At 58.7% G+C, this 12401-nt stretch carries 7 protein-coding genes and 1 pseudogene; 5 read left to right on the forward strand and 3 right to left on the reverse strand.

Annotated features, from left to right (window positions below; all coding sequences use genetic code 11):
- Window positions 1–1401: 1401 nt before the first annotated feature.
- The 3 genes from MTX19_RS29800 to MTX19_RS29810 all read left to right on the forward strand — a co-directional run bounded on the left by MTX19_RS29800 (window position 1402) and on the right by MTX19_RS29810 (window position 4316).
- Window positions 1402–1875: a NolY gene (locus MTX19_RS29800; protein WP_280980512.1), complete on the forward strand. Its 474-nt coding sequence runs from the start codon at window positions 1402–1404 to the stop codon at window positions 1873–1875.
- Between the two features lie 976 nt (window positions 1876–2851).
- Window positions 2852–3097, forward strand: coding sequence for a hypothetical protein (locus MTX19_RS29805; RefSeq protein ID WP_280973106.1), 246 nt, complete (start codon window positions 2852–2854; stop codon window positions 3095–3097).
- Window positions 3098–3581: 484 nt separating this feature from the next.
- Entirely contained in the window at window positions 3582–4316 is a 735-nt protein-coding gene (locus MTX19_RS29810; RefSeq protein WP_280980513.1) for an outer membrane beta-barrel protein, read from the forward strand.
- Between the two features lie 316 nt (window positions 4317–4632).
- Here the strand turns inward: MTX19_RS29810 and MTX19_RS29815 are convergent, their stop codons facing one another.
- On the reverse strand, window positions 4633–5358 hold the full coding sequence (locus MTX19_RS29815) for a LuxR family transcriptional regulator (RefSeq protein ID WP_280980514.1): 726 nt from the start codon (window positions 5356–5358) through the stop codon (window positions 4633–4635).
- A 367-nt stretch (window positions 5359–5725) separates the two neighbouring features.
- Between MTX19_RS29815 and MTX19_RS29820 the strand changes: the two genes are divergently transcribed.
- Window positions 5726–5947: a hypothetical protein gene (locus tag MTX19_RS29820; protein ID WP_280973110.1), complete on the forward strand. Its 222-nt coding sequence runs from the start codon at window positions 5726–5728 to the stop codon at window positions 5945–5947.
- Window positions 5948–6871: 924 nt separating this feature from the next.
- Here the strand turns inward: MTX19_RS29820 and MTX19_RS29825 are convergent.
- Together MTX19_RS29825 and MTX19_RS29830 are read right to left on the reverse strand one after the other, a co-directional pair.
- A pseudogene (locus MTX19_RS29825) lies at window positions 6872–7268 on the reverse strand (type II toxin-antitoxin system VapC family toxin).
- A complete protein-coding gene (locus MTX19_RS29830) occupies window positions 7268–7513 on the reverse strand; it encodes a type II toxin-antitoxin system VapB family antitoxin (RefSeq protein ID WP_280973111.1) in 246 nt (81 codons plus the stop codon). The pseudogene MTX19_RS29825 and the gene MTX19_RS29830 overlap by 1 nt, the downstream one beginning before the upstream one ends.
- A gap of 1555 nt (window positions 7514–9068) precedes the next feature.
- Between MTX19_RS29830 and hemN the strand changes: the two genes are divergently transcribed.
- Window positions 9069–10403, forward strand: coding sequence for an oxygen-independent coproporphyrinogen III oxidase (hemN, locus tag MTX19_RS29835; protein WP_280984912.1), 1335 nt, complete (start codon window positions 9069–9071; stop codon window positions 10401–10403).
- Window positions 10404–12401 lie beyond the last annotated feature (1998 nt).

Below are 12401 nucleotides of genomic sequence, written 5' to 3' on the forward strand. Positions count from 1 at the left end.
CTGCCTGACGCTATGGGGGTACATTCCCGCAACGCTATTCCCTCGCCCAAGCCGATACAGATTCGGATCTGCTTATCGCTTCGGCGAGTCCGCCCTGGTCATTGGCAAGCTCCTAGGTCCTCGATTTTGAGACGATCGGTCCGTATGTCGAAGCGCGCAGAAGCCGGACCAAGTCCGCCCATATCGCACCTATGACGGATATATGCTGAGTGCTCGTGGTTCAGGGACGCAGTCGCCAATCATGACCATCGACCCATATCCCGCACTTGCCTCAAGGCACACGCATGAGGCTATCCGCGCATCGACCACGGCCGATCGGTGGCCTGGATGCGTTCCATAAACACAATGGATTTTACCGGTTCCAGTCGAACGCCCATACTCAACTGCCAATTCTTAAAAAGCATCCCCGGAATGTCACATCACGAGCAATTCCAGATCTTCGGTCCCTGCAGGCCGAAGCGACCTTTTGCGAGCAAGCTGTTGCCCCAACATCGAGGTCCCTGCCCGTCAGCTTGCGATCATCGCGCAGCCGTGGCAGTCGGTTCACCTCGCCCGATCACGCGCTCGGCCAATAACAATCATCTTTCGCCAAGCGAGCAATCAGAACGATTGGGTCTCGCCTCCTTTCATCGGTTGGTGCGCGTGGGTACGCCGCGCGAGAGCCAAGCCAACGAACTGTCGCCAATCGCCAGGACCGCCTTGTGCAGCCCTGCGCGGGTCGTCAGACTGGCCACCGGCACGGCCGCCACCTTCCGCCGATCAGTCCGGGCTGCTCTCTGGCGAAACGAGTTTGTGCTCTTACGCAATGCATCTGCTCCTCTGCGTCGGACCAATGACAGAACGTTCGGCCATTTGATCATCGCAGCTCGTCCGGTTTTTTTCGTGCTTTTCATGACAGCGCTTCTCAAGCCGCCTGCTTGGCAATCTCGATGAGTAAGCAATCTCGCAGTGGACCTGCCCGCTACGGCCGATAGTTCGCTCGCGTCTTATGCCCGGCTCTCGCCGATTTTTTGGAAGCGACAAGCGCTGTGTGCTTGTCGGAAAGCCGTTCGCCAGTGTCCGATGACGTGATCGCTCTCCACGCCCCCGCCAATGGTCGATGTCATCGTATCTCAGCGTCAAGATACGCTCCGTGCACCCGCCGCGCATCAGAGCAGTTCACGATCATACCGGAACGTCATGGGGAGGTTGTGCGATTTGTAACGATGATGAAGACCAGGGCGCTGCGGTCCCGAGTCCGGCACCTACGCGCCTGACTTTCAACGGACGTCGATTGCGAAGACGCAGGTCATTGATCGACACGGGGTTTCCGCGCGAGGTCAAGACCTACCAAGCGGAATTGGGAAGACAACTCGTCTTCCCGCAGTTATCACTCATTTTCGATTAATCCGGAGAACTACAGTGGACATCGAGCGTTGCGATTCAAGCACTCACTGCTTCAAACACGGCGCCAACCAGCTGGCAGACGCCAGCGCAGGACCCGTTTGCGAAGACAAGGGTGCTCGCGAAACGATTCAGTTGCTCAACGCGCTGACAAGCGCACTGATAGTGGCGGAAACAGAGCGCGATAGCCTCGATAGGCCGAGAACCAGCGATGGCGTTGGCGAGCGGGAAACCGGACGAATATTACAGGGACCCAACGTTGTCTACTATCCGGAAGACCTTCAGCTTCTCGGCAGAATTTTTGACCTCGCGATCGCTGCCTTACCAGAAGCCTTGCAAACTCCAACCAACCGGTCGACAGTCGCCAAGTTCATTTTGTCGCATGCCGTGATTACCGAGGGTCGGCTGCATGTTTCCGATCCAACTCCTGCGGCACTTTGCTCCTGCCGATTGATAAAGCCGACCTCCAATCCTTGCGCGTGCAGTTCATAGATGCTCTGATGCCGCATTATCCGAAGACTATTCTCTCAGATTGCGAGCTGCCAACAAGCATCTTTCCGGCCTGCCGCAATTCCTCTTCGACACAAATCGTCGTTGTCCTGCTGGCGTGATGCAAGGCGCACGGGCGCCATGCGTCCGTCGCGCGAGGCCAGCATCACAGACGACGAACTAAGCGGCATCCTTTCCGCTGTCGAGCGAAAGCCGGCAAGCAACCGGGGACCTGGCTTACGCTGCAGACCGCCGGAGCCACGACGACAAGATGCTTATCGCAATGGCCGCGTGCCGACGAGAGCTGATACGGCAGCGATTCGTTCGTTTGCGCCGGCATGCAAGCCGGCATGCAATGCAACTCGGTGAACCGCGAACTTTTGACGGTTACATCAACCCACCAAGAACGACATCCCCGCACCTGTCGAACGCTGCGTGAAGCCCACAATCGGGCAAGCGTGCCCGCGCTGCTAGGCATGATCGCCTCAATTGAACCACCACTCCTCTCTCATGCACGATTCGCTCCGCTGAGAAGCAAACGCTGCGCCACGCGCGCCGGACTTCCGCATCCGGGCACCTCGGCAACAGTCCCGATCCGGATGGGCATGTCACGAATACGAGCGTCCCGGAAACAAATTTGCAGAAAGCCGCTCTAAAGTTCGGAAGCGCTAAATTGAACGATCGGATCGCTGCACCGGAAGAGCGCAAAAGCCGGTTACGACTTCAAAGTCCATGTCGCACGGCCGCCACCGCAAGCAGAGTACTCGGCCACAAGCAATGCAAATTACTTCGAGACCTGACGGCGGGTCATCTCAAGTTCAACGAGCGTTGCTATTAATGTCAGCGGCCGCGTCGAGTTCTCCCTCAATGGGCATGCCGCCAACGGATCCAATGCTCCACTATGGCACGCTGAGCACGCAAATCGGGGAGCCGGATTGCTCATCACCCTCTGCATCAGCATGTCGCAGGAGCATTTGAGATGGACCAGACTTTATCCAAGCCCGATCAAACGCCGCAGGCTCTCGTAAGCGCTGCATTTGATAAGGCGTGGCGCTTTGTCGAGGCCGATCCGATCTTGGCACACACTCGCAAGACAGTTTTGCACAGCCGACTGCGAGCTCATCTGCAATGCTCAATTATGAGCGGTGAACGCAGCACATTGAAGCTAGCAAACGAGGCGATAGCAAAGCTACGTGCCGAACTGGCGGGGCCACCAAAACGATAGGCGGGGATAGAGAGATGTTAGCGACCGCTTTCCGGACTAAAGGTGGGCGTCTGAGGATCTCAGTCTGGCAATGCCCAGCGCCGAATAAGCATTTATGATCGAGGCACGAGTCCACTGGACGGTCGAGATCGTTCTTTGCCAGATCAAAACGAGCGACGACCGAGCGATCGATAAGATCCGGGTGGCGCGCCAATGTCCGCGACTCGGCGAGTATCATGACGTCGTAAGTGCGGGCACACGACCTGCGTCCCGCCCGACGAATGATACTCGGTGGGAGCTCGCACCTGCCGCTTTCGACAATGGCCTGCGGCAGGACGAAGCGGCTGCCGTCGTCATCACGCATCATCACGACGACTCTGCAAGCTGACGCAGCGTACGATTGCAGCCATTTCTTCCGAAAACATGTTGTGCTGAAGTTACAGCAATTCGTGACGATCTTGCTAAGACGCGCAGCGCCGGGCACATCGAAAGGAACGACACCAGAATGAAGAATTTGCTGCTTTTGACTGCAAGCATCCTCGCGCTTGGCGCGTTGACGCCTGCATTTGGCGCGGACCTCGCTGCGCAGCCGATCGCCAAGGCTCCCCCGCCCCCCGTAACCGCCACGCTCAATGACTGGACGGGCTACTATATCGGTATCAATGGCGGCTGGGGCTCGAGCCGCAACTGCTGGGACGCCGGGGGCATCCTACCCGAGGGCTGCCATGACGCGGTTGGCGGAACCCTCGGTGGCCAGATCGGCCATCGTTGGCAGATATTCAACACGGTCTACGGTCTCGAAGCCCAAGGTAACTGGGCCGACTTCAGCGGCTCCAATGTGAGCGCTGCCTTCCCCGCAGATACGATTCGCACCAAGGTCGATGCGTTCGGTCTGCTTACCGGTCAGATCGGTTACGCGTTCAATAACGTTCTGCTCTACGCAAAGGGCGGAGCTGCGGTGACCAGCAATACCTATCAGATCAACGCGGCGTCTACCGGTACCGAGCTTGCCAAGAGCGACAATATTCGTTGGGGTGGTACGATCGGCGCGGGTTTTGAAGTCAGCCTGACGCCCAGCTGGTCGGTTGGCGTCGAGTATGACCACCTGTTCATGCCAGACAGCAATCTCACCTTCACCACGGCCGCTGGCGGGGTCGCCACCGATCGTATCAGCCAGGATATCGATCTCGTGACCGCGCGGCTCAATTACAAGTTCGGCCCGGCATTGCCCAAGTACTGATCTCTGCGCGCTTGGGGCGACGGATCAAGGAGCCCCGACCTTTGGTCGGGGCTCCTGCTTTTGGTGCGTCTGTCGCGAGCAACAATCATTCATGCGGCTGCCGCATTCCAAGCTCCCCGATTCGAGATCGCGGGCTCGTTTTTCCGGCGAGCCGGTTCGGCTCGTCAGGACCGATCGTCCTCAATGGGCTACTCTGGTTCGCGATGCCCAGAGGCGTTTTGTGATCGTTGCAACACGTCCCGCGCCAACTTCCTGGACGTGTCAGGATCCGATGTCACATCTGCATTCGCTCAACACGACTTCCACGCAGTTGGTTTCAGAGAAGATTGAGACGCATCGCAATAATGATGGCTTGGATCCGACTTGTCGCACCCAGTTTACGCATCGCGTTCTTGAGATGAAAGTTAACTGTGTTTTCGCTGATCTTCAATATTACCCCCATTTCCCACGACGATTTGCCCTCTGCCGCCCACCGCATACACTCTAATTCGCGCTCGGAGAGCGTCACTTTCCTATTGCAGCTGTCGTCGGAGGGACGCACGATCTCCACGCACGCGGTGTGAAAGTGCCAAGCGAGCGCGTTGAGATGGCTGATGCGATGTCGAGGATCAACATCGTCAGACGGCGATGCAAACGATACCACCGAGAGTCGTCCAAGCGGCCCGAACAATGGCACACTCATTCCGTGCTTCAGTCCCGCTTCTCTGGCTTCATTCAGTACCCGCCTTTCATCGGCCTGGAGTTGATAGTACTCGGGGAGCTGATCCCACAGAAACGGCCGAGCAAGCATTGGTGTTCGGCGGACGATTGGATCGATCGTATGGTACTTGCGTTTAAAATATCGATCGCACCAATCTGCAGGCCATTTCACGGCCACTGTGGGCGGTGGATACTCCGGAAAACGAAGCGGCTCCACGAAATTGAGCGCTCCGTAGGCAACTTCGCTGAATCCCTCCTTGCTCGCGCAGCTCACCAGGAGCTCGAATAACACTCTGAGGGATTGCGTTTGATTTGCGCATTCGGTGAAGCTGAAAAGATCCATTATGGGCGCCTCTGGAGGGCGCGCCAAACGGTCAGCCTCGCGCCGTTCTATTGAGCTTGCTCTGGGCGAAGGCAAGTTCTGTACGATCAACTGCACTGTCCGACTCCACTCTTTGCGCGCTTAGACGCTCCGCCCGTGGCAGCCGCTGTTGTCGGATCCGTTACTCTTTGCGGCAGGTGCAAAATCGCGGGCGGGTCGATCAAGCAGCAGCGCTGCGGCGACGCTCGCTTTTCCAGGCTTAAACAGCACGCCGGGCGTGCCGGAAACCCTCGGAAGTCGCTAGAGGCGACAATTGCTCTTGCGAGGTCGCCGCGCGGCATCAACGACGCTTCGCTGCATCTCGAGGGAGCGTTCGGCCAGAGCCGGGATGACGAGGTTCTCCACTTTGGTGAACTACAGCGTGCTGACCCGCTTCGCGACACCGGACACCACCAAGGCTGTTGCGCGGTTGATGCTCGGCTTGCCGGCGAAGACGAAATCAAGTGGGTCATATCCCGTCCCGATCCTGCAGATCGGCGTTACCGGCCCGCATCTGGTCGTCAGTATGTGGCTGCGGGCGAGCACACGATCGGTGAGGTGCCGGGCCTAATCGTTGCGAATGGAGCGCTCCTTGCGCGACTATGAGGCGTCTGCAGCTCTCAGTTCGGCGCGAACAAATCGTATGGCTCAATGGCGATCGGCTTCCCCAGTGCATGCCGGCCGGGCTACCCAGGCACTCGTGGAGCCGAGAGACCTGCTTGACGCAGAGGACACTTTGCATGCGCATCTCCAGGCGGGAGAAGAACTGGGGTGGCAGCAGCAAGTGTCGTACCAATCGCAGGAGCTGAGAAAATCGACCATCAAGACAAGTACTTGACCAGGATTGCAGCGCACTGCAGATTGAAGCAATCGCGACATCAGGAGGAAATGCGACAATGCCGTTCGTGCGGCCTGACATTGGTTGACGTCGATCAAGCAAGGCGCTGTAAGACGACACCTCCAGGCCGGATTTCAGCCCAAGCGCGCGTCGAGAGACTACTCGATGCCAAGGTCACTGCGATGCTGTGACAACTCATTCGCAGCAGCTCTACTATTCTTATTGCCAGCCGGTTTAGGTGGCTGCCGCCCGCTTTTACCCAGAGCTGTCGCATATGCGGCTCGTGCCGCGGTTTCGATGCGCCCTTTTTACGTTGGATAACTCCACAAACTCGTCATGCCGGCCTTGGGCCGCCCTTGGCATCCATGTCTTGGCTTCCCGGCGAAAAAGACGTCATTGCCGGGACAAGGTGCCCGACGAATCTCGGAGCGTCCATCACATAAGCTCGCCAGTGCCATATGCGATAGCCGTGTCTTTTCACCGTGATAGGCACTCTCAACCTTCCCTCGTGACCTGCCACTGAGTTGCGGTTAACCTCTCGGAATTGTTGCAGCGAGACCGAAGTTTGGACCACCGAGAACTAGAGATTTGCGCCTCTGTCACGTTGGTGGGTTGGCTGCGCCCTGGGGGCGACGTCGGCCTCTTGCCGCACTCCGGTCAGGCCGCCTCGATGTCAGTCTGCGCAAAATCGCCACCTTTGAACATTAAGGGCTGGCCCAGGTGTCTGGCGCAGGCATAGGCGAAACAGTCCCCGAAATTGAGCCGCGCGGGATGGCGGCCCTTGCCGTAGCGATCGAAGGCGTCGAGCGCGATCCTGGCCGCCTGCGGCGGCACCGCCACCATCTCGATCTTGACCAGCACGAGATAGGATTCTAATGCCTGCGCCGCCTCGTGGATCGGCAGGTTGAGCACCCGCGCGACCGCGATTGCCGCCTCCCACGCCGCCAGCGGCGAAGTCAGGCGGGTTCGCGTCATCTGCAGGCGGGCCAGAAGCTCGCGCGCTTCGCTCTCATCAGTGAACAGCGCCCGTCAGCGCCGAGGCATCGATGAACATCAGCCATCCTCGTACAGGCTGTCGCGGAACGCCCGGTCGGCCGGTTGGCCCTTCGCCGGATTGCCTTTCGCGCGCAGCTCGCTGCAGAACCGAACGCCGATCTCGACTAGGGAGGGAGTGCCTTGTTCGCGCTCGAGCTCATGGGCCAACGCGGTGTGCACGGCCTCGGTGAGGCCAATTCGTTTGAGCGCGGCCACCTTGCGGGCCAGCGCATCGGGCTCCGGATTCTTAATATAGAAGGCCATGACGCAGCTCTCTACACTACGCGTATATCCGCATATATAGATTTAGATATACTAGGCAAGGACAGATTGGCAATTGCGGGCAAAATGAAAACCCGACCCTCCCCTATTCCGGTGAGAATAGCAGCTTCCTGCTCAACATTGTGGTGATTGAGCCCTGGTTCCATCCCGGTCGAACTTGATCGCGGCGATCTTCCGTCGGCCTTCGCTCAGTTCCATATGCAACCGTTAGTTTAATCATACGTGAGTACGATCTTAGGAAGAGCGCACGGCGCTTGGCGATCAAGCCGGCGGCTTGGGGCGATGTCGCGCTTCACCGCCCCGCCCCAAAACTGGCTCGGCCAGTATTCATGGCTGCCGTGACAAATCTTCGTTTCCAAAACAGCGAAAATCGGGACGCGTTCAAGGGCGACCGATCGGCCGGCGCTCGCCACCGGCGCTGGATCATCGAGAGATTGTATCTATATCATTTCACACGCCTCGCCTCCCTTGGGGAGCCTGTTCGTCCTGGCGCGTCCCACCCATCGAACGTCCGTTTGGCGATGTTCGGCGTCGCGATGCCGAGATGAAAAGCATGAGCGATTTTGTGCGAATGACACAAGCTCCGGCCCTAACGGGCAGTAAGCGATTGCGTGAGAGCAGACGACAGCAGGTGCTGACGCACAAGAGCGCATCGCGTGCGCGTGCTGACAGGATCGAACGTTCCAAACTCTTATGAAAGCTAGATGAGCTGCTTGGCTCTGGTCATCGAAGGCCCTGAACCAAGGCGCCCCCGACGCACTTTGCCGGGTAATAAGTGCGCCGGGTCCACCCCACATCATCAGTACATCCGGATGATATTGCCGGGAATGAAACAAGTAGCGTGGCGGAATTGAGGCGCGCTGCGCTTGAGCCCGGGTGTTCAAAAATACATTCGTGCGCAACCGTGCGGGAGCTTGAATCGTACGTAGCGTCAAGTTGTATGATTTCCAATTCGGCGCACCCTTCCGTAAACAGTTTCCCGTTCGTGATCGCGCGGGCCTTGCGACAACGATCAAGGAAGGCATGATGCTCTCATCGTCAGCGTCTCACAACATTGCCGCTGTCGTCATGCACCGCAGAACGGACCTCACGCGTCCGCTCTCCTCAAGCTTTCAAATATTTTTTCCGCGAAACCCTCCAGCGGCGAAGCTGGGTGTCCTCCGAGCACGATCGCGTTCAGGCACTCATTACCCCGGGAACTCGACGTGGAGTTCAAGGCCTCTGTCCGAGAGGTGTCTTAATCGAGCGATCCGGCTTATTCGATCGGCGTCATTCACGGCGTGAACCATTTGGCAGGAGCGCCGTATCACACCAGGGTCGAGTTGGTGGTTAGCAGGTAGGCACGGCATGTAGGCCGATCATCGATAAATTTAGTCTCACGCCACCTCACCGGCGATCCGCCGCTAAGCCGCGCGCTTCGCAAGGAGATCACGGAACGCAGGCTTTGCAACGAGGGCGGACCGATTGACATAGCGCAAAGACAGGTTCGCGCGCAGCGAACAGGTTAATGGCAACAGAACTCTGGGACAGCAAAGCATTGCAGACTTCAATCCTGGATAAATACTGCGATGCTCGGCTGCCCTGGTACACGATTTATCCAACTGTGTCGGAGTTCTCAGCGGCAGTCAGCGTCGGCGCCTGTGAGAGATGGTTGAGGCGTCTTCCTGGTGACGATCCTGTATCGCTCTATCTCCACGTTCCGTTCTGCCGATCGATTTGCTGGTACTGCGGCTTTCCGACACAGCTTACGTGTCGGGATAAGCCGATCCTCGATTTTGTGGCAATGCTGCGAGAAGAGATCCGTTTGGTGGCAGATCACGTGCCGCAGGCGTTACCGGTGAGTGACGTGCACTTCGGTGGCGGAACACCGACCAGCATCGGGCCAACGGCGTTCCTGGAGCTATTGGAACTTCTACGCCGCTGCTTCATGTTCAGCAAAATGGCAACGATCGCAATCGAGATCGATCCGCGCGCGTTGACGGCTGAGATGGCCGAAACCCTGGGAGTCGCCGGGGTCAATCGCGCAAGCATCGGCGTGCAAAGCTTCGATCCCATCGTTCAAAAGGCGGTCAACCGGGTCCAGAGCGAGGCTCAGACGGCGACCGCGGTCGAACGTCTGCGTCGACACGGTATACGCCGCATCAATTTCGACCTGATCTTCGGTCTCCCAAATCAGACCGTACCGTCCTGCGTCCAGTCTGCGAAAACGGCGATTGCCATGCGCCCCGATCGGCTCGCGGTTTTCGGCTACGCGCACGTTCCGTCCTATATGAAGCGACAGCGCTTGATTGACGAGGAAGCACTCCCGGATAACGCCGCTCGCGCCGAGCAAGCTGCGGCCGTGGCCGATACGCTGGTTGCCGCCGGCTACCGTCAAATCGGGCTCGACCATTTTGCCTTGCCGGACGACGAACTTACGCTGGCGCAGAAAGCCGGCCGGCTGCGACGCAACTCCCTGGGCTACTCGGCTGACACCTGCAAGACCGTGATCGGCTTCGGCCCGTCGGCCATCGGCCGTCTTGGTGATGGCTACGTCCAGAACGAAATCGCGACGGGTTCCTACAACCAGCACATCAGGGCCGGCCGTCTGGCAATATCGAGGGGCTACACTCTCACCGACGAAGACCGCCTCCGCGCCGCAATCATCGAGCGGCTGATGTGCGACTTGCAGGTCGATGTGTCGGCCATCTGCGCCGCTCACGGGTTCGACCCGGCCGCTTTTCTTGATTCGGCTGAACGCCTGGAGATGCTCGCCGAGGACGGCCTCGTGGACATCGATAAGGGTTTCATCCGCGTAAAGCAGGAGCACCGCTTTGTACTTCGCGCGGTTGCTTCCGCGTTCGACGCCTATCTCGGCCGCTCACCCTATTAACAGGGCCAGACAGGATAAGATTGCGGCTGCTGCGGCTCCGTTCCATCTTCGGTCGGGCGCTTCGGTATTCATCAACCGCTCCTCTGCAGTGGTGCGGCTGACAGCATCGGCTCAACATTGCCGGCGAAGCGTGCGATGGAGCTGCAACCTTCCTCTCACACGGCTGATTATTCGCTCTGCTGACTGAGCGAAGCGAGCCGCGAGAAACCTCACGATGACTCTTGGGATAGTCCACGCGTGCCGCTCCCCGCGAAGCATCTGATGGTAGAAAGCCGCGTGATGCTCGGCCGGCAAACAGCATCAGCTACCGGTCCGACGTGTATTTCTCGCGCCTTTCACGGGCGGGACTGCGCCGTTCGCACTCTTGAGAGCATCAAGGCTCGTCTGTCTTTGAGCTCGATGTCAACGGCGCCCCTCCGACTGAAACTGGCCCTTGTGGTTTGGCGGACCGCGGCATTCTTTTGGCGGGGTTCGCAACGGCTTGGTCTGGCGAACGAGGAACAAAAGAGGAAGAAGAAGAAGAAGCGGAGGACGTCAGTTTCTGCAACAAATCGATTCGTAAAGCCAAGGCTGCGATCTGATCCGCGATTCGCTTTAGGTCGGCCCGTTGGGCATCGATGCTGAGCTTGAGCTCGGCGATCCCATCGCCGACCTCGCGTTGTCCTGATTGAATTTCAGACAGGGCTGCCTTGTCCTGCCAGACAAGGCCAGCGGTGCGACAGCTTCACGGGAGGCCGCTACCTCGCCAACCTCTTCGATGCTTGCCCCAAAATAAACTCCCGCAGCGCCCAGCCCGAGGCAGAAAACTAAGAGCACCAGAACACACAGGGGGGCGCCTGGACGACCTCCGCAAGATCGGCGGCAACTCCGACGTCACGGCTTGATCCATCATCTACATCATCCCTCGTCCGACGCACCGATCCGGATCGGCTCCGTTGACGCGCCCAGAAGCGGGTCAGCGAACCGCGGCCGCCACAACATCTTGAGCGGCGACGTTATCCCATCGTTTTGGGTCATGTGCCCTATGAGGCGCACTTGATGAGGAGCGCGATGCGACACCGTTGCGCACGCGCGCCTCTACATCATCGCGCCACCGCGACGCAACAGTTCTCGTCACTATTGACCCCGCCGCAGCATTTTGTCGCCATTGAGAAGAACCTTGCAGATTATCTTTCGTCTTTTTGGGCGCTCGAATGCGCGCCAGCCGAAATTCCCTCGATTGCCGTTCGGCAGCTCAGCCTGGCTTCGTCACTTGGCATGGCCAGCAAAGTCTTGATCGGGCACCGCGGCTGCTCGACGAGCTGCTCGCCGGTTTACGCCAGGTCACCCGGCAGTAACGCGGCAGCCGGCATAACCCGCAAGACCAATCATGTGGATCACTCGCCAATCTCACCGCCCCCGGACACGGATCTTCGATGCTCGACTGAACTGCAGACTCGACCAGCTTGTTGCGGGTCTATCTATCCGGCCCTCGATCGGCAGAGCGCGGCGTTCGCGATGCAGAACTTTGCGGTTCAACGCCGCCTCGCCGAGACAGCGGCGCATAAGAGCGGGTGTCAGCCAGCAGCACTTTGGAGTGACTGACACTCGATTTGTAACTGACGAGCCGGCCTTGCCGAATCTCCTGATTGTGCCGCGACCCAAGCGCGGGATCGCGACGGTCTCGGGTGACGCCTTGAGAACCAGTCAACTGCCAACCTTGGCAATTGATCGAGATGACCGGGACATGGCAATCGTGGCCAGCGAATACCGGACGGATCACAGGTCAGGAAACTTGGGATTGCAGTATCAATCTGGCCGCACCAACGGACCTGTTGGGTTTGCCACTCCTCATCTGCAGCTTTCAGATCCGCTCGAACGCCATATAGGACATTCGGACGCGATCGCCTGGCGCTCATGCGTCAAAGGTCCTTGGTCTCCGGGCCCATGGTCGTTCGGCGACACGATGCCTCCGGCACGTCCTGGAGTCCCGCCCTGGCGGGCGAGGACCTCCTTCTG

Source organism: Bradyrhizobium sp. ISRA464 (assembly GCF_029910095.1).
GTDB lineage: Bacteria > Pseudomonadota > Alphaproteobacteria > Rhizobiales > Xanthobacteraceae > Bradyrhizobium.

Excerpts from the sequence above, each read along its gene's own strand:
- MTX19_RS29805 (WP_280973106.1), top strand. The coding sequence starts at position 2,852 with ATGGACCAGACTTTATCCAAGCCCGATCAAACGCCGCAGGCTCTCGTA.
- MTX19_RS29810 (WP_280980513.1), top strand. The coding sequence starts at position 3,582 with ATGAAGAATTTGCTGCTTTTGACTGCAAGCATCCTCGCGCTTGGCGCG.
- MTX19_RS29815 (WP_280980514.1), bottom strand. The coding sequence starts at position 5,358 with ATGGATCTTTTCAGCTTCACCGAATGCGCAAATCAAACGCAATCCCTC.
- MTX19_RS29820 (WP_280973110.1), top strand. The coding sequence starts at position 5,726 with ATGACGAGGTTCTCCACTTTGGTGAACTACAGCGTGCTGACCCGCTTC.
- MTX19_RS29830 (WP_280973111.1), bottom strand. The coding sequence starts at position 7,513 with ATGGCCTTCTATATTAAGAATCCGGAGCCCGATGCGCTGGCCCGCAAG.